Raw genomic sequence first — 26,802 nt, 5'->3', positions numbered from 1 at the left:
CTTGTCCCTGCTTATTCTCGCATCGGCCAGTCCTCGACGGGCCGAGCTCATTCGAAGGCTCGGCATCGAACCCGCGGCCATCGATCCCGCCGACATCGACGAAACGCCGCAGCGCGACGAGCTGCCGGCGCGCTATGCGGCGCGCATGGCGGCGGAGAAGGCGGCGCTTGTCGCGATCCGTCGTCCCGGTGCGGCCGTGCTCGGCGCCGATACGGTGGTCGCCGCCGGCCGCCGCATCCTGCCGAAGACCGAGCAGGCCGAGGAGGCCCGCGCCTGCCTGCGCCTGCTGTCCGGACGCCGCCACCGCGTCCATTCGGCGGTGACGCTCATCGATGCGGAGGGCAAGGCGCGCCACCGCCTCTCCACCAGTATCGTGAAGTTCAAGCGGCTGACCGAGAGCGAGATCGAAACCTATCTGTCCGGTGGCGAGTGGCAGGGCAAGGCCGGCGGCTATGCGATCCAGGGCTATGCCGAAAGCTGGGTGGCGATGCTTTCGGGAAGCCATTCGGGCGTGATGGGCCTTCCCCTGTTCGAGACACGGGCGCTGCTGGGTGCCACCGGTCTGCTGCCGCCCTCGGATGGCTGAGTGGATCTACGAGGACGGCATTGGTGAGGCGCGCGCGGCGCTGATCGAAGACGGTGTCATCGTCGCGGCGGAGATCGAGGCCGACGACGACGGCATCGCGGCTGGAACGATCGCCGAAGGACGCCTCGTCAAGATAACGGTGCCGGGGCGGCGCGGACTTGTGCGCCTTGACGGGGGCGAGGAGGTCCAGATCGAACCGCTGCCGCGCGGCGTCACCGAGGGCGGGCGGCTTGTCGTCGAGATCCGACGGGCGGCGCTGCCCGAGCCCGGACGGGCGAAGCTTGCGCTCGCTCGCCAGGCGAGCCCGGAGGCGGGCATCGCGCAGGGACCCACATTGATCGAGCGGCTGCACGCAAGCGGAGACGCGGTGCGCCGCCTGATGGCGCATGAGGCCGACGCGCTGGAGGCGGCCGGTTGGTCCGAGTTGCTCGAGGAGGCGCGCACGGGGGAAGTCGCTTTCCCGGGCGGGGGCCTGCGGCTTTCGCTGACTCCCGCGATGACCCTGATCGACGTCGACGGTTGGCTCGACCCGGCTGCCTTGTCGATCGCCGGGGCCGAGGCGGCGGCGCGCATGATCGTCCGCCACGGGATCGGTGGCTCGATCGGCATCGACCTGCCCACCGCCGGCAGCAAGGCGGCCCGACAGGCCGCTGCCGAGGCGGTCGACACCATCGTGCCCCAGCCGTTCGAGCGCACCGCCGTGAACGGCTTCGGTTTCCTGCAGATCGTCAGGCGGCGCTTGCGCGCTTCGCTCCCGGAGCGGTTGCAGGGCGACCCGCTCGGGTCTGCGGCCCGCGCGCTGCTGCGCCGTGCCGAGCGCACGCCCGGCTCCGGCATGCGAACGATCAGCAGCCATCCTGGGGTGATCGGCCGAATCGCCGATCGGCCCGACTGGCAGGCGGAGCTTGCCCGTCGCATCGGCGCACCGATCGCCTTGCGCCCGGACGCGCGGCTCGCCATATCCGGCGGCCATGTCGACGCGGAAAATCCATGACTGCCCGGGCTGCTGTAAGCCGGCCGAGGCGCGCTACGAACCCTTTTGCAGCCAGGGATGCCGCGATCGCGACCTCTTGCGCTGGCTCGACGAAGGCTATCGAATCCCCGGCCCGCCCGCCGATCTCGACCCAGAATAAAAAAGCGGAAAGCGGGCTGGACAGGACCGGCAACCCGCCTCTATAGGCACGCCTCCAACGCGAGTGCCCAGGTAGCTCAGTTGGTAGAGCATGCGACTGAAAATCGCAGTGTCGGCGGTTCGATCCCGTCCCTGGGCACCATTTTTCTCACATCGGTGTTACGACCGTGGCGGCTTCTGTCGGCGCGTCGCGCTGCGTTATTTCGTTTGTCCGGAGGACCCAGCATGAGCAGGCGGGCGCATGTAATGCTGGTCGTCTTGGTGGGGACATTCGTCGAACCTGCCATGGGTGGCGGTGTAATGTCCCCCTATGCCACCGAGCGGCAATTGCGCCAATGCCTGGCCAGGCCGGCGAATGCCTCCACGGCGGCACAGGTCGAATGCCAGGCTGCTGCGGGCAAGGCCTATGATCGGCGCATGAACCTTGCCTATGCCGCGCTTCTTCGGAGACTCTCCGGTCCCGCCGCGGAGAAATTGCGCGTCGCGCAGCGTGCCTGGCTCCGGTTTCGGAATGCAAACAGCGAGGCCGGCAGGGCGCTTTTCGCCACGCGGCAGGGCACGATATACAGCCCGATTTTCGCTGCAGGACAGATCGCAACAGTCCGCGATCGGGCGATCGTGCTCGAAACCCAGCTGCGGATATTGGCGGTCGACGACTGACGCATTGCGGCGCTGTGTTGCCTCGCGGCGCTATCAACCCTCTTTCTTCGAGAAGCGAAGACAGCCGGCGATTCGCTCGACGATAGGCGCGTAACGGGCCTTCAGGCTTTGCGGATAGCGGAAGCGGATCGCGATCAGCCGGTCGCCGCTGCGCATGGCCTTGGTGTAGAGGATCTGATCCACGCGCGTTCCCGAGACGACGAACTCGGTATCGCCGTTGGTCAGGTCCCGACTGCTCGACATCAGCGCGATGTGGGTGAGCCGTTCCTTTTCCATGCGGATCGGTTCGGCCAGCGTCTTGCGGGTGTAGATCATGCCTGCCGCTATCATCTGCGCGCTGTCGGCGGACTCCAGGACGATGCCGTGCTTCTGGGGCGATTCCCGGCCGATCGGGAACAAGGATTTCGGATAGCAGAGCGTGTAGCCGAACCGCGCATTGTGCCAGTCCGTCCAGTCGCTGGCGGTGTCTGATTCGGGGCCCGGCGCTGCCGCCCATACCGCTGGTGCGATCGACAGGGCGATCAATGCACGGAACAAGATGCGGCTTCGGCGCGTCACATCTGCCTCTGTTCACTGGCGAGCATCCCTCGCCATAAGCGATGTGGGTCGGATGAAAAAGATAGGGGATTCAATAAGGTGAGTCCTTTCGGTGTCGACGCGGGCCTCTCGACGGAGAGGGCGGCGTGATGTGGTGGCGTCTGATGCTGGTGAGCCTGTCCTTCGGACATGGCTTGGGTATCGCCGCGATTGCCAGTGCTCAGGTCCGCGATATGGAGGCGCGGGAACAGCCCGTTTTGTGGTCGGAGACGTCGCCCGGCACCGTCGCGAAAATGCCGGCCCCCTGCGAGCCAGGCGACGCCGAGGCCTGTACCGACCTCGGCTATGCGTATCTCGAAGGCGACGAGATGCCGAAGGACGAAGCCCGTGCCGTGACATATTTCGCGCAAGGTTGCGATTTTGGCAGCATGCGCGCCTGCACGATGGCGGGCTATGCCTATGCCCAGGGCCAGGGTGTCGCCGCCGACGCCGCTTCTGCGGCTTCCTATTACAACCGGGCTTGTGAAGGCGGCGAGGCGACGGGCTGCTCGAACCTGGGGCTCGCTTATGCTGCGGGCGTCGGCGTCCCGGAAGACATGACGCGGGCCAATGCATTGTTCTCCAAAGCTTGCGATGCAGGAAGGATGGCGGGCTGCGCCAATCTCGGCGCTTCCTATTCGCTTGGACGCGGTGTGGCGCGCGATCAGGTGGCTGCTGCAAAGCTGTTTCGGCGCGCCTGTGAGGGCGACGACGTCCATGCCTGCGCCAATCTCGGCGTGCTCTATCGGGACGGGCTGGGCATGCACCAGAATCACGGCCGGGCGGCCGAGCTGTTCGACCGGGCGTGCGCAGCCGATGATGCGAGTGCGTGCGGCAATCTCGGCTTCCTGGCCGACGATGGTCGGGGCGTACCCCGTGATCGCGGGCGCGCGCTGTCTTTGTTCGAGAAAGCTTGTGGCCTCGGCGACGCCGAAAGCTGCTTCGCGTTGGGTCGCGCCTATCAGACCGGCAATGGCCGCGATCGCGACGATGCGCGGGCTGTCCAATTGCTCGAGCGGGCCTTGCAACTCGACCCCGACATGGCCTCCGCCGGTGCGGCCCGAGAGGCGCTCGACCTTGCTCGGCAGTCTAGTACCTCGGCTCACGAACAGCCCTGAGCGTCAATCCGTCGTTTCATGCCAGGACCATATAGCCTGCCCCCAACACCGCGCAGCCCAGCAGCACCGTTATCATGCCCAGCTTGAAGCGGAACACAGCGAGCGCCGCGAGAGCGGCGAGCACCAGCGCCGGTAGGTCGAGGCTCGACGGGACCGGCGCGTCGAAGGCGAGGGGGCCGACGCCGATCCGGCGGACCTGGCCGAACAACGTGTGGATGGCGAACCACAGGGCGAGGTTGAGGATGACGCCGACGACAGCGGCAGTGATCGCGCTGAGCGCGGCCGACAGCGCCTTGTTGCCGTGGAGGCGCTCGACGAAGGGGGCGCCGGCAAAGATCCACAGGAAGCAGGGCAGGAAGGTGACCCAGGTCGTCAGGACCGCACCGAGCGTTGCGGCCGCCAGCGGAGGCAGGCCCGTCGAACCGCGATAGGCGGCAAGGAAACCGACGAACTGCACGACCATGATCAGCGGGCCCGGGGTGGTTTCGGCGAGGCCGAGGCCATTGAGCATCTCGCCCGGCTGCAGCCAGCCATAGGTGCCGACCGCCTCCTGCGCGACATAGGCAAGCACGGCATAGGCGCCGCCGAAGGTGACCACCGCCATCTGGCTGAAGAAGGTCGCGATCTGGGTGAAGGGGTTGGCGGAGCCCGCGAGCAGGATCAGTGCCACGACCGGCGCGAGCCAGAGGAAGAGGAAAGCACCCGATATCTTCAGCGACCAGCCGAGGTTCGGCCGCGCATGATCGGGCAGCCCTTCGCCCAGCGCGGTTTCCGCATCGTGGACGATCTTGCCGCCGCTCGCGCCGTGGCCGGCACCGTCCTTGAAGGCGGGCAGACCGGCGCGACCGCCAAGATAGCCGGCGAGGCCTGCCAAGAGGACGATCAGCGGGAAGGGGGCTCCGAAGAAGAAGATTGCCACGAAGGCGGCGGCGGCGATTCCGCGCATGACGCCGTTGCGCAGCGCGCGCGAACCGACCCGGATCACGGCCTGAACCACCACTGCGAGCACGGCAGCCTTGAGACCGAAGAACAGGCCGTCGACCACCGGTGTCTGGCCGAGCAGGACATAGACGAAGCTGAGCGCCAGAATGGCTAGGAAGCCCGGCAGCACGAACAGGCCGCCCGCCACGAGACCGCCCTTCGTCTTATGCAGCAGCCAGCCGATATAGGCGGCCAGCTGCTGCGCCTCGGGCCCGGGCAGCAGCATGCAATAGTTGAGCGCGTGGAGAAATCGCTCCTCGCCGATCCATTTCTTCTCCTCGACCAATATGCGGTGCATTACCGCAATCTGGCCGGCCGGCCCGCCGAAGCTGAGCGCGGCAATGCGCCCCCAGACGCGTGCGGCTTCGCCGAAGCCGATGCCATGCTCCTTGGCGGCGGGCACATCGGGGGCGGCAACGGGCACGGCTGTCTCACTCATCGGCTGGCTGTCCTCGAACGGAAAAAGGCGTGGAATTGGTCGAGCGTCTCGCTGCCGCGCGCGATGCGCTGCATGTCGTCATCGGTGGATGCACAGATGCCAGCAAGCATCGCACCCAGGCCCGAGGCTTCAGGCCGGTCGAACTTGCCGTCGCCGATGTCGAGTTCGTGGATCAGTTCGGCGATGGCCAGCAGCGCGGGATCATCCGCCGGACCTGCACGCAGGAGCAGCGTTTCGAAGCTGCACCGGTCGCCTTCGTGGGTGAACTCGGCGTCGGCCATGTCGAAGCGCAATTCATCCGGCTCAGGCACATGGCTACGGCTATCGACGAAACGGAAGCTTGCGTCGCGGTCTATGAAGCGGCGGATCAGCCAGGCGCAGGCGATCCGGTCGACATGGACTCCGCTGCGCGTGACCCAGGTCCTGCCGCGCAGTTCGCTCTGCGAGACCGATGGCGCCTCACCGTCCCGGCCGACATCGGGATGGGCATGATGAAGCCGTTCGAGATTATCCAGCGCGGCCTCTGCGGCCTGCCGGCCGTGTGCGCCGAAGAAATCTAGGGCGGTCGCTTCGTCCAGCCGCTTGTGCAGGCGGGCGAGGTCGGTTGCACTGGAAGGCCCGGTTTCGAGAAGTCGCCGGGCGGAAGCCGCGATATCCTCATAATCGGCATCGCGGGCGCCATCGAACAAGGCCCGGACATCGGCGTCGCTCTGCCCGCCGAGGAGGCGCGCTTCGAGCAACACCGCTTCGCCACCACCGGCGACGATCTCCGCGATGAGCGTCCGCAGAGCGGCCTCGTTGGTCGTGCCGCTCGGCAGCACATGGGCCGCATTCTTGATCGCGACCGCCCCGAGTGCCTGAAGACGGCGCCAGACCTTGACCCGCAGATAAGGCGGCTTGGTCGGCAGTTGATGAAGCAGGACTAGCCAGTCCTGTGCTTTCGACTCTGTCATGATACATGTGTATCTCATATCTTGTGAAAGATACACATGTATCAAAAGATATCATAAGGTCGGCCGTCCATCCGATAGGCGTTTAGCGCATGGCTTTGGCGCTGCTTGGCGTATCGCCATGCGCCGGTACGAAGCGTCGCGCGGCGAAGCTGAAGGGCACTTCGGCGCTGCCGCCGTAAAGTTCGTGGTGTGGTGCGGCTTCGGCAAAGGCTGCGGTGAGCAGGAAGAGCGTCTTCTCGCCCTCGTTCATCGCGTCGAGCGCGACACCGTCGAGCCGTTCCAGCGCCGATGCGAGGCGCGGCATGAATGTCGCGTAGAAGTCCGCGAACTCCTCTGCGCTGGCGGACCAGCGTATGGCGTTGCGTCCGGTCTCGGTCGGCCTAGCCCATTTCTCGACAAAGGGTGCCAGATCTTCGAAGCCGAAGGGCAGGGGAGCAAGGTGCGACATCGTCATCCTTTCAGGCCGCGAGATAGCTTTGCTGCACGCGCATCGCGTGCCGGATCAGGAATTCCTGATCCATCAACTGCATGCTGTCGATCGCGCCGGACCTTATGCCGACGAAGCTGTCTTCCATCGTCGCCGTGTCTTCCAGCCAGGCGTTGCGGTGCAGCGCGTTGACATGGAACTGGGCGACCCGCTCCGCTGCCGTGCGGGCCGGGCGGAAATAGTTGATCCCCTCCCAGAGCGTGCGGCCGTGATCGAGCGGCCAGAACTGATGGGTGAAATAGGCCATGCCCGGATAGCCGCAGCCGGATGCGAGATGAATGATGAAGTTCGGGAAGATGTTGGGCAGCTCGAACTGGAAATCGGGCCGGCGCGTCGGGTTGATCCCCGGCGGCAGCAGGTCTGGACGCGGACCATGATGCTCGCTCGCGTGCAAGACGCCCGCGAATTGTGCCGTCGAGGCAGCAGTGTCCATGCCGGCGCCATAGATGGTCGACGAGGCGTGCGGGCCGATCAGCTTGAAGTCGGCATGCTCGATGCCGCGAAAGCCGGGCAGCGAGCCGGCATGGATGGTCGGCACATGATAGCCTTCGGAGAAGGCATAGAGTGCAACCTTCCAGTTGCATTCCAGCACGGTGGAATAGCGGAAGATCGTGCTGGCTTCTTCATAGGGGTAACCGGCGAACAACGTGCCGAAGTCGCCCAGATAGTCAGCCAGCGTCTGCTCCGGCTCTTCGGCCAGATTGACGAACACGAAGCCTTGCCAGACCTCGCAATTGATCTCGCGCAGACCGAGACAGGCCTTGTCGAGCGTCCCGAACGCCTCTTCCAGGGGGACCGAGCGCAGCGGCCCATCGGTGCCGAAGACCCAGCCGTGGAACCGACAGGTGACCACCCCCGCGCGGGCTCGGCCGAGTGTCTCGAAATCCGCATTGGGCACCACCTTGTTGCCGCGATGCGTGCAGACATTGTGGAAGGCGCGAACCTTGCCATCCTTGCCGCGCACGACGAGTAGCGAGGTGTCGACGACCGGCAGCTCCTTGACCTTATAGTCGCCGGTCTCGGGCAGTTCGCTTGTCGTGGCGACCTTCAGCCAGGTGCGGCGAAAGATCTTCTCCTGTTCCAGCGCATAGATGCGCGGATCGCGAATGCCGTCCACCGATACCGGATCGATGCCGAGTTCGGATCTGATCTGTGCAACCGAGCGGTCGAGGTGGGACAGGGGCCTGCCGGCTTCGCGCGGCGGTTCGCTAGGGTGGTTCATCTGCTGCTCCTTTGCAGGTGGCGGTTCAGGCGTCCGCCAGGGCCGGGGGCTTCGCTGTCCAGCCGTCCGGATAATGCGAGATCAGGTCGGCGCGGAGTTCGAGGCGCGAGAAGCACCATCGGCCGGCGTCGGCTCGGGCGGCCGCGAGATATTTGCCGCCGATCCAGTAAGCGCGCCCGCTGGCCGCGGTCGCCACTTCCCAAAGATAGAATTCGAGTTCGGCCGAAGAGAGCCCGGCGTCGAGCGAGACCTTGGGGGAAACGAGATAGTGGAGTGTCCAGCGAAAGCCCTGTTCCGCATTGCCGGCGACTCCCTCGGCAATGGCCTCCCGCCCTTCGAACAGGCCGTAGCTGTCGATGATGAAGCATGCGTCGTCGGTGAAGAGCGGGCGGAGCGCTTCGGCGGAGGGGCCTGCGTCGAAGGCACGACCGAGGTCGCCGATCAGATCGTCGATCGCGCGAAGCGCCTCGAGCCTGGCCACGCGCCTTTCCAGCGTCTCGATCGCCATGAGTCTCTCTCCTTCAAGACAGGGGCAGGCCGCGCGGGCCTGCCCCTCATGGTCGTTCAGAAAGTGTAGCGGGCGCTCAGGAACCATTCGCGAGGGCGCCCGTAGACGCCTTCGACGACGCCGCCGAAGGAGTCGGCATAGCCCGAGCCGAGATAGACCTCCTTGGTCAGGTTTTTCACCCCGACGGTCACGCCCCAGCGCTTGTCGGCGTCGCTATAGGCGATCGACGCGTTGACCAGATGATAGCCGTCCTGCACTAGCAGCGGGTTGTTGACCGCGTCATTGTACACCCGCGAGCGGTAGGACCAGTCGACGCGTGGCTGGAAATTGCCCACCCCGTCGACCTCGATCGTATAGGAAGCACCGGCGCTGAGCGTCCACTTCGGCGCGTTCTGCAGCTTCGTGGCCGTGGTCACGCCGGCGTTGAGCGCGCGGATGTCGACGCTGCGATATTTGGCGTCGAGATAGCCGATGCCCGCGTCCAGTTGCAGCCCCCCGACCGGGCGGGCCTGCATCTCGAGCTCGAAGCCCTTGATGCGGGCCTTGGCAGCGTTCTGGATGATCGGTGCGAAGCCCAGCGTCGGATCGTTCACCGTGATCTGAAGATTGTCGTAATCGTTCATGAACACCGCGCCGTTCACGCGCAGCTTGCGGCCGAGCAGGTCGGACTTGAAGCCGAACTCATAGGTCGTGCTGGTTTCCGGCTTGAACGACGGGATGAAGGCGAAGGGCGGGAAGACGCGCTGGGTAAAGCCACCGCCCTTGAAGCCTTCCGAGTAGGACACATAGGTCAGCAGTTCTGGGCTGAAGCGATAGGCCAGGCTGACCATCGGCGTCCACGCGGTGTCCTTGATCGTCGATGTCTGTCCGAGCGGCCCCATTAGCGGATCGCCGTCCTGCAGGCCCGAGCCGTCGGGATTGAACGGCGCACCGCGCAGGAAGCCGGCGTCCACCACGAACTGGTTGGCGTTGCCGAAGCTCTTCTTGTCCTCGGTCCAGCGGATGCCGGCGGTCAGGTTGAGGTCCTTGACGATCTCGTAGGTACCCTGGCCGAAGAAGGCGAGGCTCTTGCCGTCGAGCACCGCACCGGACAGGAACACTGCGTCGACGATGTTGACCAGATCCTTGTGATTACCATGCTCGTCCGAATAATAGCCGCCGAGGACCCAGTTGAAGCTACCGTCGAACATGTCGCCGAGAAGCTGTACCTCCTGCGAGAACTGATCCTGTGTCCAGTCGCTGTTGGTCTGGACGATCGATGCCGGGCTGTGATCGGAGTCGCGCGTCCAGAAACCGGTCACCTTGCGATAGGCGGTGATCGACTTGAACGTCAGCGCGTCCGACAGCTTCCATTCGAGCGTGCCCGACACGCCCCAGATGTTGAGGTCAGACGCCGACTGATAGGGTTCCGGATTGCCATTGGCGAAGACCGGCGAGATCGCGCTGAAGGTGCCGCCATGACGATAGGGCGCCAGCGCCCACTGGCTGTTGTAGCAACGCTGGTCCGTCAGACGGGCGGCATTGGCGCTGTTGGCGCAGATGCCCGGCGCGCCCGAATAGACCGCATTCCAGACCTGCGGTGCCGGTGCGTTCTCGTCGATCGAGATCGCGACGTTCGGCGCGGAATTTTCGCGCGCTCTGGTTCCGTCGACCGCGAGGTCGATCGTGACCGACTCCGAAGGTTCCAGGCGGAGGGCGAAGCGGCCCGCCAACTGATCGGTGTCGCCGAGATCGGGGGCGGCCGGGATGACACCTTTCACATAGCCGTCGCGCTTGTGGTAGAAGCCCGCGAAGCTCGAATAGATGCCCTCGGCCAGAGGAATGTCGATCGAGCCCTTGAGCTGGATGCGGTTGAAGCGGCCGGTTGTTCCCTCCAACGTACCGCCGAGGGTGTCCGACGGCTTCTTGGTCACGACGCTGACGGCACCGCCGATCGTGTTGCGGCCGAACAGCGTTCCCTGAGGACCGCGAAGCACCTCGATGCGTTCCACATTGAGCACGTCGAGGATGTTGCCAACGCCGCGCGAGATGTAGACGCCGTCGAGATAGAGGCCGACACCGGGGTCCGCGGACAGCTGATAGTCGTTCTGCCCGATACCGCGGATGAAGATGGCGGCGGTCGCGTTGCTCGCCGAGACGGGCACCGAGCTGTTGAACTTCACGTTCGGGGTGAAGTCGCCGATCTGCGTCACATTGTCGATCGCGCGGGCGGTCAGCCCCTCGGCGGTGACTGCGGAGATCGCGATCGGCGTGTCCTGCATCGACTCCGCCCGCCGACGCGCGGTGACGGTGATCATCTCGATGCCTTCATAGGCAGTCTCTTCGGCGGCGGTAGCCGTCTGCGCTCGGACCTCCGTTGCGATTAGCAGACTCGGCAGCGAAGCGCCGATCGCGAGAGTTGCGAGCCAGCGCCGGCTGCCGGCGCGGGGCGCACTGTGCGCCTTGTTCACCCTTGTCATACTATTTCCCTTTCCTCCCATGCGCACAGGCCGAATGGCGACGACCGGACGTCCCTGCGACGTCTCCCCCGATCAGCGCCCTCGCTTGTCCTGCCGCAATTCGCCCCATCCGGGCGCATGGCCCGATGACCATTGCATGCAACATCACCGGCGCTTTTGGCGCTAGCCTGTTGCTGCGATCAGCAACATCTCAGCGCGATTGAATTGCCCGGCGCGAAAAGGCCGGGAAATGGGCCCCCCACGCGGGCGAACGCGCGGTAGAAGGGCCTGCTCACATCGTCATGCGCCGCCGTTTGATTGCGGTGACCGGCTACTGATCTCGGCAGCGGGATAGCGGCGGCCGCCGCCCTCCGCCCATGATCCTTGCGACAGTCACGAGGCCGTTCCGACAGGTTCGGCCGAGCGCGAGGGAACAGCATGTCGAACACCGTCGAAGTCAAGCGCAGCGGAGCCACGGCCAAGGACGACCCCAATTGCTTCAACCGGCTGCACTGGGCGCTGGAGCCGGTCGCTCGCGCAAAGCCGGGCGACTATGTCGTTTACGAGACGCGAGACGCCTTCGATGATCAGTTCGACTGGTCGACCCAGCCTGCGGATGTCGCCGCCTGCGACCTTAACCGCGTCCACCCTATGACCGGCCCGGTCTATATCGAGGGTGCCGAGCGGGGGGATGCGCTGGCGGTCACTATCGTCGACATAGCACCCTCCGACTATGGCTATACCGTCATCGTACCCGGCTTCGGTTTTCTGCGCGATGTCATCCCGGGGCCGTTCATCGCCAACTGGAAGCTCGATCGCCTTTGCGCGGTATCGGAACAGATCCCCGGCGTCCGCGTCCCGATGTGTGCCTTTCCCGGCTCGATCGGCGTCCTGCCCGGCGAGCCTGAAGTCGCGGCGGCGCTGGAGCGTGAGGGAGCGCTCGCGGCGGCCGGCGGCTTCGCCCTGATGCCCGATCCCGGTCGAGCCCTGCCGGCGCATCTGTTCGGGGAAGGCGCTCCCTATGCCGCCGAAGGGCTCCGCACCGTCGCCCCGCGCGAAAATGGCGGCAATATGGACATCAAGGCCATGCAGGTCGGCACGACCGTCATCTTCCCCGTGCTGGTGGACGGTGCCGGGCTTTGGACCGGGGACATCCACTTCGCCCAAGGCGATGGCGAGGTCTGCGGCACTGCCGTCGAGATGGCGGCGCGCGTCACGCTTAAATGCGAGGTGATCAAGGGCGGCGGCAAGAACATCGTCTTCCCGCACGTCTCGGGCGGGGGGCAACTGCGCAACACCGAACCCGCGCGCTTCCACGCGATTGTCGGTATGCCGGTGAAGAAGAAGGGCGAGGTGCCACCGCATCTGGCCTATCTCGACAGCCCCAAAGTCGCCGCCCTCACCAATCTTTCGGAGGACCTGACGCTCGCCGCCCGCGACGCGCTGCTCCGGATGATCGACTGGATCGTCGAGACCAGGGGCTACAGCCGCGAGCAGGCCTATGCGATCTGCGCGGCCGCCGTCGATCTGCGCATCGGCCAACTGGTCGACGTTCCCAACATCATCGTTTCCGCGGTGCTGCCGCTCGACATCTTCGTCGACTGACGCGCCGCGCCCTTATCGGAGAGACATGCAATGAATGCCGAGCATCGCTGGCTGGAGGCTTATCCCGAACTGGGTTCGGGCCCGATTTCGACCGAACCCTATATCTCGCCCGACTGGTACGCGAAGGAAAAGGAGAAGATATTCCGCAAGGTCTGGCTGTGCGTCGGCCGCGCGAACGAGCTTCCCAAGGCGGGCGACTACAAGGTCAAGCGGCTCGAGGCGGCCGACACCTCGGTGATCGTGATGCGCGGCAAGGACGGTCAGATCCGTGCCTTCCACAATGCCTGCGCGCATCGCGGCAACACCGTCGTTACCGAACATGGCCAGGAGACCTATGGGCGCAGCAAGGCGGCGGTCGTTACCTGCCGTTTCCACGGCTGGGTCTATGGCGCGGACGGTGCGCTGAAGAGCGTACCGAGCGAGGACCGTTTCTATGCCTGCTTCGACAAGCAGAAGAACGGGCTGGCGCCGATCCATCTCGAGAGCTGGGAAGGCTTCCTTTTCGTCAACGTCGCGGAGCAGCCGGAGAACAGCCTTGCCGAGTTCCTCGGCGATTATGCCGAGCATTTTCGCGGCTTCCCCTTCGACGAGCTCGACTATGGTTTCACCTACCGCACCGAGCTCGAGTGCAACTGGAAAGTCGCGCATGACGCCTTTGCCGAGGCCTATCATGTCGACACGATCCATGCCGGCTCCTTCCCGAACGTCTTTTCGACGGGGCTCCAGAATGTGAAGCTGATGGGCCCGCACCGCACCTGCGCGGTGTGCCTGACGCTCGACGCAAAGCCCACGCCGGTCGCCGGGGTCGCCAACCGGATCGCCGGTGCCAGCCTCGTCTCGCTCCGCGGGGAGTCGATGCTGCCGCCGCTCATCAATCCCGACCGCCGCTCGGATTTCGCCTTCGAGCTCAGCGTGATCTTCCCGAACACGCTGCTGCACATCTCGGAGGGGATCTGGTTCACGCATCAGTTCTGGCCGATCGCGCACAACCGGACGCTGTGGGAAGGGCGCTATTATGTGAAAGCGCCCCAGACCAATGCCCAGCGCTGGGCGATCGAGCATGCGATGACGTTGCAGCGCAACGCCTGGCTGGAGGACACGGCCACGATGGAGGACACGCAGCGTGCGATGCAGTCGCGCGCCAAGTCGATCCAGCATCTGCAGGACGACGAGATATTGATCCGCCACGGCGCGATCGTCGTCGAGCAGTTCGTGAACGCCTGACGGGAATGAGAGCATGACTAACCAACCGAACTTGCCCCCCGCCTTTGCGGACCTCGCGCCATTTCTCGACTGGGCGCTGCCGACGGCCGACGAGCGGCAGCAGCGACGGCTCGCGGCCACTTCGGAAGGTCTGCGTGCCTTCTACGACGCCGTGCTTCCCCGGCTGGAGGATATCCTCTCCGCATTGGACGAATATCCGCTCGGTGCTCTGCCCGAAGAGCTGCGCCCGCTCTACGGCATCGCGCTCTCCCTGGCAGAGGTCGCGCCCCATATCGAACTCTATGGTGGTGCGGTCGGCGTGCCCTATGCCTTCGAGGAAGGGCGCTTCATCGCCGTCCACGGCGGTCAGCCGACCTGGCAGGGCCTGCAGCCGATGGGTTTTCAATGATCGGCGCCAGCGGTCTCTCCACGGAGGACCGCCTGGCCCGGCTGGAGGCGCGTGCCGAGATATCCGATCTCGTGGCGCGCTATGCCCATGGCGCGGATCGCAAGAATGATCCGGCCATATTGGGGCCGCTGTTCGCGCCGGAAGCGGCCTGGTCGGCCGAAGGCTTCGCCGCGCTCGAGGGGCGCGATGCGATCGCCTCGGGCCTGGCCGCCTTGGCGGAAGGGCGGGTGCTCTGGTCGATCCACTATATGGTCTCGCCACTGATCGAGATCGGTCCCGATTGCACGACCGCGCGATGCCACTGGTATCTCTGGGAATTGTGCACGATGGCCGAAGCGGCCCGGGCGACCGACAGCTGGTTCGGGGGCTGGTATGACAGCGAACTTCGCCGGACCGAAGCGGGATGGCGTTTCACCCGGGTCGTCCTCGACGTCCGGATTCAGGGGGAGGCTCTTCCCGAATGGCAATTCAAGAAACCGGTGCAGCTATGACGATGACGAAGCTCTGTGCGATCAGGGATGTTCCCGAGGGCGAGGTTCGCCAGGTCGATCTCGGCGATGGCCGCGTTCTCGCGGTCTACCATATGGACGGCGCCTTCTATGCCACCGACGATCTCTGTACGCATGGCGATGCGTCGCTGTCCGAAGGAGAGATAGAGGACGGCCGGATCCTGTGCCCCTACCATCTCGGCAGTTTCGACATCCGTACCGGGGAGCCGGTCGCGGCGCCCTGTTCGGTCGCGATCAGGACCTACCGCGTCGAGACTGTGGGAGAGGACGTGTTACTCGCGGATTGATCCATCAACCGATCGAACCGCCCCCGGCCGGAACCCCTTCCGGCCGGGGTTCTTGTATCTCAGCCGAAGCGCTTCAGTGTCGCCGAGGGGCGCTCGCCGAAGCGGTCTAGATAGTCGCGCGCGAATTTGGACAGATGCGTGAAGCCGCAGGAAAAGGCGATCTCGGTTACCGAAAGCCCCTGATCGGCGGCGACCTTGAGCTGGCGATGCGCCAGGTCGAGCCGGTGGTTCTTCAGATAGACCATCGGTGTCGTGTCGCGGAAGCGCCGGAAGCCTGCATGGAGAGACCGCGCGCTGACGCCGGAAATGACGATCATCTCGTCGAGCGTGATCGCTTCGCGCGCGTGCTCGTGGATATAGTCCTCGACCCGCCGCACATAATAAGGCGCCGGAGTGGACTGTGGCGCGTCGAACAGCTCCGAATAATTGTGCGGCACCGCCGCGAGCAGCAGCCGCTGGAGGGCTTCCTCGACCGAGCCGCAGGCACGCGCGTGGTTGAAGCCGGCAATGCCGTGATCGAGATCGTCGCAGATCGTACGGACGAGATGCGCGAACGCAGCGGCAGCGCCCTCCAGCTGCACCGGCTGCGAGGAGAAATGCAGTTCCTTGGGGCGGAAGCCCAGTTCCTGCGCGAGCACGCTCTCGAGTCCGCTCTTGGCAATCTTGACGGTGAAATGCTTGTAGCCCTCGCCGAAGGTCTGTTTGACCTGCGCTTCGGGGTCCAGGACGCACATCTGCCCCGGCAGCAGTTCGACGACGGCGTTCCCCTGGGCGATCTGCGCCACGCCGGAAAGCGAGAACTGCACAAGATAGAGTTCGCTCATCGGCGGGATGTTGACCACCACGCGACCATAGGGATTGCCATAGTCGGTGGCATTGAAGGTCACCGAGCGAAGCGACGCCTGATGGTGGCGGAAGGCGATCGGCGGATTGCCCCCCTCGATCCGGAGATCGTGCGGGCAGAACATCCGGCTCATATGGTCGTGGACCTCGTCGATGTTCCCCGTGACGAGGCGCGCGAGCCTGGAAAGCGGCATTCCCGTGCCGTCCCAGTTGCGGGGTGTGTCCAAGCTCGTGATCATCTGTCCCGACCTCCGCTGCCCAGCTATGCCCCCATGGCCGCCGAGAAAATCGTATCAGCCGTCCCCTCCGGATCCGGATAAGCGCGCTTGCTATGCGTCAGCTTCAAGTCGAGCAGCATTTCACAAGTCTTGAACGCCACCAAGCCCGGATTGAGGATCGGAACCGAAAGTCTCTCGGCCAGAAATGCGTGCGATTGGTGCATCGTCGTCGATCCGAGGATCAGGACGTCGGCGCCATCGACCTCGATGGCCTTTTGCGCGGCGTCGAGCAGGAGGGGAAAGACGCTGTCTTCCTTGCCGGCGAGCAACTCCGCCGTGTCGGGGCGGACGCCGATCGACCGGATCGAGGCGAGCCGGTCCTCGAGCTTCTGCTCGCCGATCACCTTGTCGTAGAGCCAGCGCCAGCGATCCCACATGCTCAATATGGAAAAGCGGCGGCCGAGCTGCGTGGCGAGGGCGTAGGTGGACTGGGCCGTGCCGACCACCGGGATCGACAGGCGGGAGCGCAGACCGGCGACGCCCGAATCGCTCATCGAGTTGATGCACACCGCCGTATAGCCTTCCTCTTCGGCGGTGGCGCCCGCCTCCAGGCAGAAAGCGTCGGCGATCACCCCCTCATAGGGGGAGTCCAACGTGCTTCCGCCGCGCGCCGCGCAGGCGAACGTCACCTCGATGCCCGGCCTCAGAAGTCCGGGCGGAATCTGGGCGGCGAAGCCGACAAGGGCTGCCTGGGGCACGGGCACCGGCACGATCATCTTGATCTTTTGGACCACGGAAGCTCCCCACATCCATTTCAGGTCTGGTACTCGCTCTGCTCGGCCAGACGCCGATAGTGCCAAAGTTCCGCATTTTCGGGCTGCAGTGTCCAATACTCAATCGAGCGTTGATTATACCTAACGAGTATCACGTAGTATCAGACCGCTCGGCGCATATTCCGCGCTGAGCGGTCAGCGATTGCGGGATCAGGATAGCGGCGCCTCCATGTTCGGCCCAGGCTTGCGTCTCAATCAGCCGGAAGAGATCGCCATGACCGCGTCACTGCCCCGAGGCTTCGAAGATCTGGAGCCCTTTCTCGACTGGGCCCGCCCCACGGAATTGGAGCGCAACAGCAAGCGCTGGTCCGCCACCATGGAGGAAAGCCGGGCCTTTTATGAGGTGATGATCGAACGCGGCGGCGCTGCGCTGGAATATCTCGGGGGCTTCGAACTTGCGGCGATCGAGGGCGCCGAGCGGCGCCTGCTCGACCTGTGCCTGGCGCTTGCGGAATGCTCGGCGACAATCGAGATGTACGAGGACCCGCAGCCCAAATATGTCTTTCCGATCGACCGCTTCGTACCCACCCATGACGCCTGGCCGCTCGCCGGCCTGGGAGGGCGCGCATGAGCACAGCCCCCCGCCGCTTCACGGAGCGCTATCCCGAGGAGGGCAGCGACCCGATCCCCGTCGAACGGTACACATCGCCCGACTATTTCGCCCTGGAGCGTGACCGCGTCTTTCGACGCAAATGGCTGAATGTCGGCCATGTCCTGCAGGCGCCGAAGCCGGGCGACTATTTCGTGCAGGAACTCAAGATCGTCGACACCTCGCTGCTGATCATCCACGGCAAGGACGGTCGTTATCGCGCCTTCCACAACATGTGCTCGCATCGCGGTGCCCCGGTCGCATGGGATGCGCAGGGCTCCTGTCGCGGCTATCTCGCCTGTCGCTTCCACGGCTGGGTCTACGACACCACCGGCAAGCTCGTACAGATCAGCGACGCCGCCAATTTTCCGGGCGTGAAGGCCGAGGAAAACGGCCTTACAGCAGTTCATTGCGAGGTCTGGAAAGGCTTCATCTTCGTCAATCTGGCGAAGGAGCCGGAAGAGAGCCTCCTCGACTATCTCGGGCCCGTCGCCGACGAGATCGGTCGGTTCGACTTCGAGGGATTCACGCCGGCCTTTTCCTATCGCATCGACGAAGCGGTCAACTGGAAGACGTTGCAGGAAGCGCAGCTCGAAGGCTGGCATCTGCCCTATCTGCACGAAAAGACGCTGGCGCGTGCGGTCAAGGTCGACGGCAATCAATATCGCCATGCCGCGATCGAGCTGTACGGCCTGCACGGCGTGCTGGGATCCCCGCCGCCGGACAGTTTCACCCCGCCGCCGACGGCGCTGCTCGCGAGCCGCTTCGGCACTGGCACGGTCCAGGCCTTCGGGACCAAGACCGAGGCCGAAGGCGACGGCTATCGTTTTCGTGGATCGTTCGACTTCTGGCACATCTTCCCGAACTTCTTCGTCGGGTTGCTCAACGGGCTGTTCTTCACGTTCAACATATGGCCGCAGGCGGTCGACCGCAGCATATGGGAGATCAAGGGCTATTATCCGCCCGTGAAGACTGCGGGCGAGCTGTTCGCCCGTGAATATTCCAAGGTCGGCCTGCGCGATCCGATGATGGAAGATTGCTTCACGCACGAGCTGATCTGCGCGCAGCTCAAGTCCGGCGCGAAGAGCCATATCCATTTCCAGGATGAAGAGATGCTCGCGCGCCATCTGGGCAACGGGGTCGATCGCTGCGTGCGAGGGCTCGCCTGACGCCGACGGAATCGCGCTCGGAGAGGAGCTGCTCATGTATCGCGACGTGGTCATCGTCGGGGCCGGCCATGCGGGTGCCGAGCTGGCGAGCACCCTGCGGAGAAAGGGGTTCGGCGGATCCATATTGCTCGTCGGCGACGAGCCGGTGGCACCCTATGAGCGTCCCCCGCTGTCCAAGGCCTGCCTCCTCGGCACGATCGAGATAGAACGGATATTGCTGCGCGAAAGCGACTATTGGTCGACTGCCGCGATCGAGCTGGCGCTGGGATGCGCGGCGACGGCGCTGGACGCGGAGAAGGACGGTCTGCAGCTGTCCGATGGCCGTCATGTCGATTTCGCATGGTGCGTGCTGGCGACCGGCGGCAAGGTTCGGAAGCTGAACTGCCCCGGCAGCGACCTGGCCGGCATCTACTATCTGCGCACCTTGCGGGACGTGCAGGCGATCGGGGCGGCCATTGGCGAGGCGCGGCGGCTGGTGGTGATCGGCGGAGGGTTCATCGGCCTGGAAGTGGCTGCTGCCGCCCGACAGCTCGGCAAGGAGGTCGCCCTGATCGAGACGCAGCGCCGCGTCCTCGCGCGTGTCACGTCGCCGGTCGTCTCCTCCTTCTACGAGGCGCTCCATCGCCAGCGGGGCGTAAGGCTGCTGCTCGGAAGCGCGATTTCAGGCCTGGAAGGCGAGGGGCAGGTTTCCGGCGTGCGCCTGGCGGACGGAACCGTCGAGCCTGCCGATCTCGTCGTCGTCGGGATCGGGATCGATGCCGACACGGGGCTGGCCGAGCAGGCCGGGCTTGCCTGCGACGCCGGCATATTGGTGGATGAGGCATGCCGTACCTCGCAACCGCGCATTCTCGCCATCGGTGACTGTTCGCGCCACCCGAACGACTTCGCCGGCGGCCTCTGGCGGCTGGAGTCGGTGCAACATGCCAATGACTCGGCAGGAGCCGCGGCCGACACGATCCTGGGGAATCCCGGCATCTACCGTGAGGTGCCGACCTTCTGGTCGGATCAATATGAGTGCCGTCTGCAGACGGCCGGACTCACCAAGGATGCCGATGAGATCGTCGTGCGGGGTGATGCCGGGCAGGTGCCGTTCAGCGTCGTCTATCTGCAGGAGGGGCGCGTCGTCGCTGTCGATGCGATCAACGCCCCCAAGGACTTCATGGCCGCGCGTCACCTGGTCCGTAGCGGGGCTCGACCCGACCGGAAGCTGCTTGCGGATCCATCGATCGCGCTAAAATCGCTGGCCTAGCCGTGCTCTCCGGCGTCCACCCCGGCATGAAGTTCGACCCCGATGTCGATCAGCCGGGTCAGTTCGGGCGATACGTCGCCGGTGCGGTGGATCATCATGATGGGCGACCTGGCCCCGCGGTCGGCGACTGGAAGATAAACGACGTCGTCCCGGCGCATTCTCCGGACCGATCCAGGCACGATGCTGAGTCCGGCATGGGCGGCGACCAGCCCTATCGCGGTCTGGAGCTCGCGCACCTCCTGCACGGGGCCGGGTTGCAGGCCGAGATCGTGAAATATGCCCAATATCTGGTCGGCATAGCTCGGACGGGCAGGGCGGGGGTAGACGATCAGCGGCTCGTCCGCGATCTGGGCCAGATGGATCGCCTTGCCACAGAGGGCGAGCGGGTGATCGGGGGGAACCACTGCCACCAGCGGTTCTTCGGCCAGGACGATACGCCGGATCGCCGGATCCTCGAACCGCAGGCGGCCGAAGCCGACGTCGATGCGCCCCTCCTTGAGGGCGGTGATCTGCTCCACGGTCGAGCATTCGATCACCGAAACCTCGAGATGGCGTTCGGCGTCGCGAAAGCGTCTGATGACTTCGGGCAATGCGCCGTAGAGGGTGGAACCGACGAAGCCGATCACGAACCGGCGATGCCCCTTTCCGGCAAGCCCGCGCATCATCACGCGCAACTGCTCGGCGCCCGCCAGCACATGCACCGCATGTTCATGGAGAAGCCGGCCGGCCTCGGTCAGGCGCAGTGGGCGGGCCTCGCGATCGAACAGTTCGACACCCATCTCCTCCTCGAGCTGGCGGATCTGCCGGCTGAGGGGCGGTTGCGCGATGTTGAGCACTTCGGCAGCGCGCGTGAAGTTCCGCTCGTTCGCGACCGCGACGAAGTAGCGCAGGTGCCTCAATTCCATATCATACCTTCAGAGTATGTTTGCGGACCCAATCGATCCTGTCGCGTGATCGAGGCATCGCTTAGAAAAACGATGATTTCAAGACTCAGAAAAGCGGCCTGATGCCTTTCCAGATAGACAAGATCGATACCTGGATCGTCGACATCCCGACGATACGCCCTCATGTGCTTTCGGTGACCGCGATCAGCAAGCAGGTCATGGTGATCGTTCGCGTCCATTGCTCGGATGGCGTCATCGGCATGGGCGAGGGGAGCACGATCGGTGGTCTCAGCTATGGCGATGAGAGTCCCGAGGGCATCAAGCTCGCCATCGACACCTATATGGCGCCCCTCGTCCTGGGAACGAAGGCGGAGAATACGGCGTCGCTGATGGCGCTCGTGACGCGCCATGTGGTCGGCAACCATTTCGCGAAAAATGCTCTTGAGACCGCGTTGCTCGATGCCGATGCGCGGCGCTGCGGTCTTCCGCTGAGCGAGTTGCTCGGCGGTCGCCTTCGCGATCGGCTGCCCGTCTTGTGGACATTGGCGAGCGGCGACACGGCGCGCGACATCGCCGAAGCCGAGGCGATGATCGACGCCGGTCGCCATGACGTGTTCAAGCTCAAGATCGGCAAGCGCAGTCTTGCCGACGACGTCGCGCATGTCGCGGCAATCAAGCGCGCCCTGGGTGAACGGGCCTCGGTGCGGGTCGACGTCAACCAGGCCTGGGACGAACAGACCGCGCGCCGTGGCGCCGACATGCTCGCCGATGCCGGCGTGGATCTGATCGAGCAGCCGCTGCCGCGCGCGGACCGCGAGGGCATGCGCAGGCTCACCGAAGGCTCGACAATCGCGATCATGGCGGACGAGGCGCTGCGCGGCCCGCATGATGCGCTCGACTTCGCCCGTTCGCGCTCGGCCGACGCCTTCTCGATCAAGCCGCCCCAGGCGGGCGGGCTGTTCGCGGCCGGAAAGGTCGCGGCGATTGCCGATGCGGCGCATATCGGGGTCTATGGTGGCACGATGCTCGAAGGCAGCGTCGGGACGATTGCCTGCGCACAGCTCTATGCCACCTTCGCCCGGCTGGACTGGGGCACCGAATTGTTCGGCCCGCTGCTTCAGACCGAGGAGATATTGACCGAGCCGCTCGCTTATCGCGACTGCGGCCTGGTCCTGCCGACCGGGCCGGGGCTCGGCGTGTCGCTGGACATGGATAAGGTTGTCCGATTCAGGCGCGACGGACCAGCTCGTACAGTTGTGGGTGCCCGCACCAAGGAGAGCGCATGATGCTGTTTCAGGTCGAGATGAAGGTCAACGTGCCTTCGCCGGATCAGGTCGATCCCGCGACGTTCGACGAGATCAAGGCGCGTGAGAAAGCCTATGCTGCGGCGCTCCAGGAGGATGGCCGCTGGCGCCATCTGTGGCGGCATGTCGGGCTCTATTCGAACACCAGCATCTTCGATGTCGAGAGCAACGAGGCGCTGCACGAACTGCTCACCGGCCTTCCGCTTTTCCCCTTCATGGACATCAAGGTGATCCCGCTCTGCCGGCATCCCTCATCGATCCGCGACGGCGATCGCTGAACACGCAAAACACAGGAGAGACACTATGGCATCCACTTTGGTGCAAAGCCCGGACATCCAGGCCTATCTCGATCGCATCGCCGGCCTCGACGGGAGCGGAGGCGACAGCAGGACGAAGGCGATCTTGCGCCGGCTCGTCTCCGACCTCTTCTCGACGATCGACGAGTTCGACATCTCGGCGGAGGAATTCTGGTCCGCACTTCACTTTCTGCAGCAGGCGGCGCCCGAGTTCGGCCTGATTGCGCCAGGTCTCGGCTTCGACCATTTTCTGGATATCCGGATGGACCTTGCGGACAAGGCGGCCGGCGTCGAGGGCGGCACGCCGCGCACGATCGAAGGTCCGCTCTATGTGCCGGGCGCGCCGCTCGAAAAGGGCCGCGCCAGGCTGGACGACGGGACCGACACCGGCGAGGTCCTGCTGATGCGCGGTGTCGTCAGGGGCGCCGACGGCCAGCCTATCGCAGGCGCAGTGGTCGATGTCTGGCATGCCAATACCAAGGGCGCCTATTCGACTTTCGATCCTTCGCAGTCGCCTTATAATAACCGGCGGCGGATCGAGACGGCGGCAGACGGCAGCTATGCCTTTCGCAGCGTCGTGCCGTCGGGATATGCGGTGCCGCCCAATGGCAGCACGGAGTCCCTGCTCAAGGCGGTCGGCCGGCATGGCAATCGTCCTGCCCATATCCATTTCTTCGTGTCGGCACCGGGCTATCGCCATCTGACGACGCAGATCAACATCGACGGCGATCCTTTCCTCCATGACGATTTCGCCTTCGCGACCCATGACGAGCTGATTCCGCAGGTCGTGCGGCAGGAGGAGCCGGAAGCCATTCGCGCGGAACAGCTCAACGGGCCGTTCAGCCAGATCGACTTCGACTTCACCCTGCTTCCCGCGGCACTCGCCGACGAGGAGCAACTGATGGCCCGGACGCGGGCGCTCGCACAGGCGCAGTGATGGCAGGGAAAATCTACGCCACGCCGGAGGAGGCGCTCGAGGGTGTTCTCTTCGACGGCATGTCGATCATGTCCGGCGGGTTCGGGTTGACGGGCAATCCCGAAAATCTGATCCCCGCCATCCGGGCATCCGGGGTGCGCGACCTGACCGTCATCTCCAACAATTGCGGGGCGGACGGCTACGGGCTGTGGACCCTGCTCGCCAACGGCCAGATCCGGAAGATGGTCTCGTCCTATATCGGCGAGAACAAGCTGTTCGAGGAACTGTATCTCGACGGCAAGCTGGAACTCGAACTCGTGCCGCAGGGGACGCTGGCCGAGCGGATCCGTGCCGGTGGCGCAGGTATCCCTGCCTTCTACACGGCAACGGGCGTTGGTACGGTCGTGGCGGAAGGCAAGCCCGTCGAGACGTTCGAAGGCCGCAGCTATATGCGCGAGCGCTGGCTGCGCGCCGATCTGGCGATCGTGAAGGCATGGAAGGCGGACAGCGAAGGCAATCTCCTGTTCCGCAAGACATCGCGCAACTTCAACCCGGTGATGGCGACGGCGGCCGAGGTCACTATCGTCGAAGTCGAGGAGATCGTGCCCGATGGCGCGATCCCGGCGGATCAGGTTCATACGCCCGGCATTTATGTCGACCGCATCGTTCGCGGTGCCGCCTATTCGCGCCTGATCGAAAAGCGGACCACCCGGCCGCGCCCGGTGGAGACGGTCTGATGCCCTGGACGAGAGACGAGATGGCGGCGCGGGCTGCGCGCGAACTGGCCCATGGCTATTATGTGAACCTCGGCATCGGCATTCCGACGCTGGTCGCCAATCATATTCCGTCGGGTGCCAAGGTTACGCTGCAGAGCGAGAATGGCATGCTCGGCATGGGGCCCTATCCGTTCGACGGGGAGGAGGACTCCGATCTCGTCAATGCGGGCAAGGAGACTATCACCGAGCTTTCGACCTCGAGCTATTTCTCCTCCGCCGACAGCTTCGCGATGATCCGGGGCGGTCATATCGACCTTGCTGTACTCGGCGCCATGGAGGTCAGCGAGACCGGCGACCTCGCCAACTGGTCGATTCCGGGCAAGATGCTGAAGGGCATGGGCGGCGCGATGGACCTCGTCGCGGGGGTGCGCCGGGTCGTGGTCGTCATGGAGCATGTCAGCCGCTCGGGCGCGCCCAAGATCGTCAGGCGCTGTTCGCTGCCGCTGACCGGGCAGGGCGTGGTCGACCTGATCGTGACCGATCTCTGCGTCCTGGCGTGCGACAAGCAGGCCGGGGGGCTTTCCCTCGTCGAATGCGCTCCCGGCGTTTCGGTCGAGGAGGTCGTTGCCGCGACCGGCGCCCCCGTCCGGCTGCCGACGGCTGCATGAAACCGGTCTTTCTTTGCGATGGCATCCGTACGCCGATCGGTCGCCATGGCGGCGCCTTGGCGACGGTTCGCCCCGACGATCTGGCCGCCCGGACGATCTCGGCACTGCTGGCGCGCCATCCCGGGCTCCCGGCGGAAGCGATCGACGAGGTCCTGCTCGGCTGCGCCAATCAGGCGGGGGAAGATAATCGCAACGTCGCCCGCATGGCCGCGCTGCTGGCCGGCATGCCCGTTTCGGTGCCGGGCGCGACGGTAAATCGGTTGTGCGCATCGGGCCTCGATGCGGTGGGCAGCGCCGCGCGGGCCATTGCCTGCGGAGAGGCCGGGGTCGTCATCGCCGGCGGCGTCGAGAGCATGAGCCGCGCGCCCTTCGTCATGGGCAAGGCGCCTGCCGCTTTTTCGCGCGGGCAGACGCTTGAGGACACCACCATCGGCTGGCGCTTCGTGAACCCGACGATGAGGGCGCTTCACGGCGTGGATTCGATGCCCGAGACCGCCGAAAATCTGGCCGAGCAAATGCGTATCGGGCGAGCGGATCAGGATGGCTTCGCGTGGCGCAGCCAGATGCGCGCAGCCGTTGCTGAGCATTTTCGTTCGGGAGAGATTTTGCCGATCGAGGTCGGGGCCGGCAAGACGCGGCGCATCGTCGATCGTGACGAACATCCCCGCGAAACCACGCTGGAAACACTGGCGTCGCTCAAGCCGATCGTCCGGCCCGACGGGACGATCACGGCGGGCAACGCTTCTGGCGTTAACGATGGCGCCGCAGCGCTTCTGCTTGCCGGTGCAGAGGCGGTCGAGCGGCATGGGCTGCAGCCGCGCGCGCGCATTCTCGGCATGGCGACCGCCGGCGTCGAACCCCGTATCATGGGCATCGGTCCGGTGCCTGCCACACTAAAACTGCTCGAGCGGATCGGCTGGACGCTCGGCGATGTCGATCTCGTCGAACTCAACGAGGCTTTCGCCGCGCAAGCCCTCGCCGTTATGCGCGGCCTGGGCCTGCCGGACGATGCGGCCCATGTGAACCCGCATGGCGGCGCGATCGCGCTGGGCCATCCGCTGGGCATGTCGGGCGCGCGGCTGGCGCTGACCGCCCTGCGCGGGCTTGAAGATATGGGTGGGCGCCGGGCGATGGTCAGCCTGTGCGTCGGGGTCGGGCAGGGCGTATCCCTGGCATTGGAGCGGATATGATCAGCGAAGGCTTTGCCACCGTCGCCGACGGGTGTCGGATTGCGTGGCGCATGGACGGAGAAGCGGGGGCGCCGATGCTCACCCTCTCCAACTCGCTCGGGACGACGATGGAGATGTGGGCCCCGCAGATGCCCACCCTAGCGAAGACCCATCGCATCCTGCGCTATGACGCGCGCGGTCATGGGCGATCCTCGGCGCCGGTCGGTGCCTATGGTCTCGATCGCCTCGGTCGGGACGTGGTCGACCTGCTTGATGAGCTGGGCGTCGAAAGCACCGCCTTCTGCGGTCTCTCGCTCGGTGGCATGACCGGTCAATTGCTGGGCGTCCATGCGCCGGAACGTCTCACCAGGCTGGTTCTCGCGAACACCGCAAGCGTCATGGGGCCACCCTCTTCATGGCAGCAGCGCATTGCGACCGTGACCGGACATGGCATGGCCTCGATCGCGGATGCCGTGATCGAGCGCTGGTTCACACCGGAGTTCCGGGTCGCCGAGGCCGGGATCGTGGCGATGGTGCGCGGATGGCTGCTGGCGACCGATCCGGCGGGCTATGCCGGCTGTTGCGCGGCGATCCGGGACATGGACCTTTCACCGGTCGTGCGCCTCATCGACGTTCCAACGCTGGTCGTTGCCGGCGAGCGGGACCCTGCCACGCCGGCATCGCAGGGTCAGGCTATCGCTACAGCGATCACGGGCGCACATTATGCGTCGCTCGATGCGGCGCATCTTTCCAACCTCGAGCGGCCGGAAGAATTCTCCCGGCTAATCGCCGATTTTCTGGCGGATCGGTGAGGCGGACAGACGGATGTGACGGA

The 26,802-nt window shown here is 65.1% G+C and carries 30 protein-coding genes and 1 tRNA gene; 21 read left to right on the top strand and 10 right to left on the bottom strand.

The window, feature by feature from the left end; translation table 11 throughout:
• Nucleotide 1 precedes the first annotated feature (1 nt).
• The 5 genes from G6P88_RS06965 to G6P88_RS06945 all read left to right on the top strand — a co-directional run bounded on the left by G6P88_RS06965 (nucleotide 2) and on the right by G6P88_RS06945 (nucleotide 2,378).
• Nucleotides 2–586, top strand: a complete 585-nt coding sequence (locus G6P88_RS06965; RefSeq protein WP_165322501.1) for a Maf family protein — start codon at nucleotides 2–4, stop codon at nucleotides 584–586.
• The gene (locus G6P88_RS06960; protein ID WP_165322500.1) at nucleotides 579–1,580 is read left to right on the top strand and encodes an Rne/Rng family ribonuclease; all 1,002 of its coding nucleotides are present in this window, start codon (nucleotides 579–581) and stop codon (nucleotides 1,578–1,580) included. Before G6P88_RS06965 ends, G6P88_RS06960 begins: the two co-directional genes overlap by 8 nt.
• Complete coding sequence (locus tag G6P88_RS06955) at nucleotides 1,558–1,719, top strand: DNA gyrase inhibitor YacG (RefSeq protein ID WP_165322499.1); 162 nt, start codon at nucleotides 1,558–1,560, stop codon at nucleotides 1,717–1,719. Before G6P88_RS06960 ends, G6P88_RS06955 begins: the two co-directional genes overlap by 23 nt.
• A 65-nt stretch (nucleotides 1,720–1,784) precedes the next feature.
• Nucleotides 1,785–1,860, top strand: a tRNA-Phe gene (locus tag G6P88_RS06950).
• Between the two features lie 83 nt (nucleotides 1,861–1,943).
• Nucleotides 1,944–2,378: a lysozyme inhibitor LprI family protein gene (locus G6P88_RS06945; protein ID WP_165322498.1), complete on the top strand. Its 435-nt coding sequence runs from the start codon at nucleotides 1,944–1,946 to the stop codon at nucleotides 2,376–2,378.
• Between the two features lie 33 nt (nucleotides 2,379–2,411).
• Here G6P88_RS06945 and G6P88_RS06940 read toward each other — a convergent pair whose 3' ends face one another.
• Entirely contained in the window at nucleotides 2,412–2,936 is a 525-nt protein-coding gene (locus tag G6P88_RS06940; RefSeq protein WP_165322497.1) for a hypothetical protein, read from the bottom strand.
• A 128-nt stretch (nucleotides 2,937–3,064) separates the two neighbouring features.
• Here G6P88_RS06940 and G6P88_RS06935 point away from each other — a divergent pair, with 128 nt between their 5' ends.
• Nucleotides 3,065–4,072 (top strand): tetratricopeptide repeat protein, encoded by a 1,008-nt coding sequence (locus G6P88_RS06935; RefSeq protein ID WP_226946818.1) that lies wholly within the window; start codon nucleotides 3,065–3,067, stop codon nucleotides 4,070–4,072.
• 16 nt (nucleotides 4,073–4,088) lie between these two features.
• On the opposite strand, the gene chrA is transcribed toward G6P88_RS06935, so the two are convergent.
• The 6 genes from chrA to G6P88_RS06905 form a co-directional block, all read right to left on the bottom strand.
• Nucleotides 4,089–5,492, bottom strand: coding sequence for a chromate efflux transporter (chrA, locus tag G6P88_RS06930; protein ID WP_165322495.1), 1,404 nt, complete (start codon nucleotides 5,490–5,492; stop codon nucleotides 4,089–4,091).
• Nucleotides 5,489–6,445, bottom strand: a complete 957-nt coding sequence (locus tag G6P88_RS06925; RefSeq protein WP_165322494.1) for a chromate resistance protein ChrB domain-containing protein — start codon at nucleotides 6,443–6,445, stop codon at nucleotides 5,489–5,491. The genes chrA and G6P88_RS06925 overlap by 4 nt, the downstream gene beginning before the upstream one ends.
• A gap of 82 nt (nucleotides 6,446–6,527) precedes the next feature.
• Nucleotides 6,528–6,899 (bottom strand): hypothetical protein, encoded by a 372-nt coding sequence (locus G6P88_RS06920; RefSeq protein WP_226946758.1) that lies wholly within the window; start codon nucleotides 6,897–6,899, stop codon nucleotides 6,528–6,530.
• Nucleotides 6,900–6,903: 4 nt separating this feature from the next.
• Complete coding sequence (locus tag G6P88_RS06915; protein ID WP_165322493.1) at nucleotides 6,904–8,154, bottom strand: aromatic ring-hydroxylating oxygenase subunit alpha; 1,251 nt, start codon at nucleotides 8,152–8,154, stop codon at nucleotides 6,904–6,906.
• Between the two features lie 25 nt (nucleotides 8,155–8,179).
• On the bottom strand, nucleotides 8,180–8,662 hold the full coding sequence (locus tag G6P88_RS06910) for a nuclear transport factor 2 family protein (protein ID WP_226946757.1): 483 nt from the start codon (nucleotides 8,660–8,662) through the stop codon (nucleotides 8,180–8,182).
• A 56-nt stretch (nucleotides 8,663–8,718) separates the two neighbouring features.
• Nucleotides 8,719–11,121, bottom strand: a complete 2,403-nt coding sequence (locus tag G6P88_RS06905; RefSeq protein WP_226946756.1) for a TonB-dependent receptor — start codon at nucleotides 11,119–11,121, stop codon at nucleotides 8,719–8,721.
• Nucleotides 11,122–11,538: 417 nt separating this feature from the next.
• Here G6P88_RS06905 and G6P88_RS06900 point away from each other — a divergent pair, with 417 nt between their 5' ends.
• From G6P88_RS06900 to G6P88_RS06880, 5 genes are read left to right on the top strand one after another with little or no spacing between them, the layout of a single operon-like run.
• Nucleotides 11,539–12,705: an acetamidase/formamidase family protein gene (locus G6P88_RS06900; RefSeq protein ID WP_165322491.1), complete on the top strand. Its 1,167-nt coding sequence runs from the start codon at nucleotides 11,539–11,541 to the stop codon at nucleotides 12,703–12,705.
• Nucleotides 12,706–12,735: 30 nt separating this feature from the next.
• A complete protein-coding gene (locus G6P88_RS06895) occupies nucleotides 12,736–13,929 on the top strand; it encodes an aromatic ring-hydroxylating oxygenase subunit alpha (protein ID WP_165322490.1) in 1,194 nt (397 codons plus the stop codon).
• 13 nt (nucleotides 13,930–13,942) lie between these two features.
• Complete coding sequence (locus tag G6P88_RS06890; RefSeq protein WP_165322489.1) at nucleotides 13,943–14,317, top strand: hypothetical protein; 375 nt, start codon at nucleotides 13,943–13,945, stop codon at nucleotides 14,315–14,317.
• Nucleotides 14,314–14,808, top strand: coding sequence for a nuclear transport factor 2 family protein (locus tag G6P88_RS06885; protein WP_165322488.1), 495 nt, complete (start codon nucleotides 14,314–14,316; stop codon nucleotides 14,806–14,808). Before G6P88_RS06890 ends, G6P88_RS06885 begins: the two co-directional genes overlap by 4 nt.
• On the top strand, nucleotides 14,805–15,113 hold the full coding sequence (locus G6P88_RS06880; RefSeq protein ID WP_165322487.1) for a non-heme iron oxygenase ferredoxin subunit: 309 nt from the start codon (nucleotides 14,805–14,807) through the stop codon (nucleotides 15,111–15,113). The genes G6P88_RS06885 and G6P88_RS06880 overlap by 4 nt, the downstream gene beginning before the upstream one ends.
• A gap of 59 nt (nucleotides 15,114–15,172) precedes the next feature.
• Here G6P88_RS06880 and G6P88_RS06875 read toward each other — a convergent pair whose 3' ends face one another.
• Together G6P88_RS06875 and G6P88_RS06870 are read right to left on the bottom strand one after the other, a co-directional pair.
• Complete coding sequence (locus G6P88_RS06875) at nucleotides 15,173–16,195, bottom strand: AraC family transcriptional regulator (RefSeq protein ID WP_165322486.1); 1,023 nt, start codon at nucleotides 16,193–16,195, stop codon at nucleotides 15,173–15,175.
• Between the two features lie 23 nt (nucleotides 16,196–16,218).
• On the bottom strand, nucleotides 16,219–16,968 hold the full coding sequence (locus G6P88_RS06870) for an aspartate/glutamate racemase family protein (protein WP_226946755.1): 750 nt from the start codon (nucleotides 16,966–16,968) through the stop codon (nucleotides 16,219–16,221).
• A 253-nt stretch (nucleotides 16,969–17,221) separates the two neighbouring features.
• Here G6P88_RS06870 and G6P88_RS06865 point away from each other — a divergent pair, with 253 nt between their 5' ends.
• From G6P88_RS06865 to G6P88_RS06855, 3 genes are read left to right on the top strand one after another with little or no spacing between them, the layout of a single operon-like run.
• Nucleotides 17,222–17,578: a hypothetical protein gene (locus tag G6P88_RS06865; protein ID WP_165324976.1), complete on the top strand. Its 357-nt coding sequence runs from the start codon at nucleotides 17,222–17,224 to the stop codon at nucleotides 17,576–17,578.
• On the top strand, nucleotides 17,575–18,765 hold the full coding sequence (locus tag G6P88_RS06860) for an SRPBCC family protein (RefSeq protein WP_165322484.1): 1,191 nt from the start codon (nucleotides 17,575–17,577) through the stop codon (nucleotides 18,763–18,765). Before G6P88_RS06865 ends, G6P88_RS06860 begins: the two co-directional genes overlap by 4 nt.
• Nucleotides 18,701–20,014 carry an NAD(P)/FAD-dependent oxidoreductase gene (locus G6P88_RS06855; protein ID WP_206335888.1) on the top strand — a complete coding sequence of 438 codons (1,314 nt, stop codon included), beginning with the start codon at nucleotides 18,701–18,703 and terminating at the stop codon, nucleotides 20,012–20,014. The genes G6P88_RS06860 and G6P88_RS06855 overlap by 65 nt, the downstream gene beginning before the upstream one ends.
• On the opposite strand, the gene G6P88_RS06850 is transcribed toward G6P88_RS06855, so the two are convergent.
• On the bottom strand, nucleotides 20,011–20,919 hold the full coding sequence (locus G6P88_RS06850) for a LysR family transcriptional regulator (RefSeq protein WP_165322483.1): 909 nt from the start codon (nucleotides 20,917–20,919) through the stop codon (nucleotides 20,011–20,013). The two genes, G6P88_RS06855 and G6P88_RS06850, sit on opposite strands and share 4 nt — an antisense overlap.
• A 101-nt stretch (nucleotides 20,920–21,020) precedes the next feature.
• Between G6P88_RS06850 and G6P88_RS06845 the strand changes: the two genes are divergently transcribed.
• From G6P88_RS06845 to pcaD, 7 genes are read left to right on the top strand one after another with little or no spacing between them, the layout of a single operon-like run.
• Nucleotides 21,021–22,184 (top strand): muconate cycloisomerase family protein, encoded by a 1,164-nt coding sequence (locus G6P88_RS06845; RefSeq protein ID WP_165322482.1) that lies wholly within the window; start codon nucleotides 21,021–21,023, stop codon nucleotides 22,182–22,184.
• A complete protein-coding gene (gene catC, locus G6P88_RS06840; RefSeq protein WP_165324972.1) occupies nucleotides 22,184–22,480 on the top strand; it encodes a muconolactone Delta-isomerase in 297 nt (98 codons plus the stop codon). The genes G6P88_RS06845 and catC overlap by 1 nt, the downstream gene beginning before the upstream one ends.
• A 25-nt stretch (nucleotides 22,481–22,505) precedes the next feature.
• Entirely contained in the window at nucleotides 22,506–23,435 is a 930-nt protein-coding gene (catA, locus tag G6P88_RS06835; RefSeq protein ID WP_165322481.1) for a catechol 1,2-dioxygenase, read from the top strand.
• Nucleotides 23,435–24,151, top strand: coding sequence for a CoA transferase subunit A (locus G6P88_RS06830; RefSeq protein WP_165322480.1), 717 nt, complete (start codon nucleotides 23,435–23,437; stop codon nucleotides 24,149–24,151). Before catA ends, G6P88_RS06830 begins: the two co-directional genes overlap by 1 nt.
• Complete coding sequence (locus G6P88_RS06825; protein ID WP_165322479.1) at nucleotides 24,151–24,798, top strand: 3-oxoacid CoA-transferase subunit B; 648 nt, start codon at nucleotides 24,151–24,153, stop codon at nucleotides 24,796–24,798. The genes G6P88_RS06830 and G6P88_RS06825 overlap by 1 nt, the downstream gene beginning before the upstream one ends.
• Complete coding sequence (pcaF, locus tag G6P88_RS06820; protein WP_165322478.1) at nucleotides 24,795–25,988, top strand: 3-oxoadipyl-CoA thiolase; 1,194 nt, start codon at nucleotides 24,795–24,797, stop codon at nucleotides 25,986–25,988. Before G6P88_RS06825 ends, pcaF begins: the two co-directional genes overlap by 4 nt.
• On the top strand, nucleotides 25,985–26,779 hold the full coding sequence (gene pcaD / locus G6P88_RS06815) for a 3-oxoadipate enol-lactonase (protein WP_165322477.1): 795 nt from the start codon (nucleotides 25,985–25,987) through the stop codon (nucleotides 26,777–26,779). Before pcaF ends, pcaD begins: the two co-directional genes overlap by 4 nt.
• Nucleotides 26,780–26,802: the final 23 nt, after the last annotated feature.

Source organism: Rhizorhabdus phycosphaerae (genome assembly GCF_011044255.1).
Classification (GTDB): Bacteria; Pseudomonadota; Alphaproteobacteria; order Sphingomonadales; family Sphingomonadaceae; genus Rhizorhabdus; species Rhizorhabdus phycosphaerae.
This window is presented reverse-complemented; position numbering and strand designations above follow the sequence as displayed.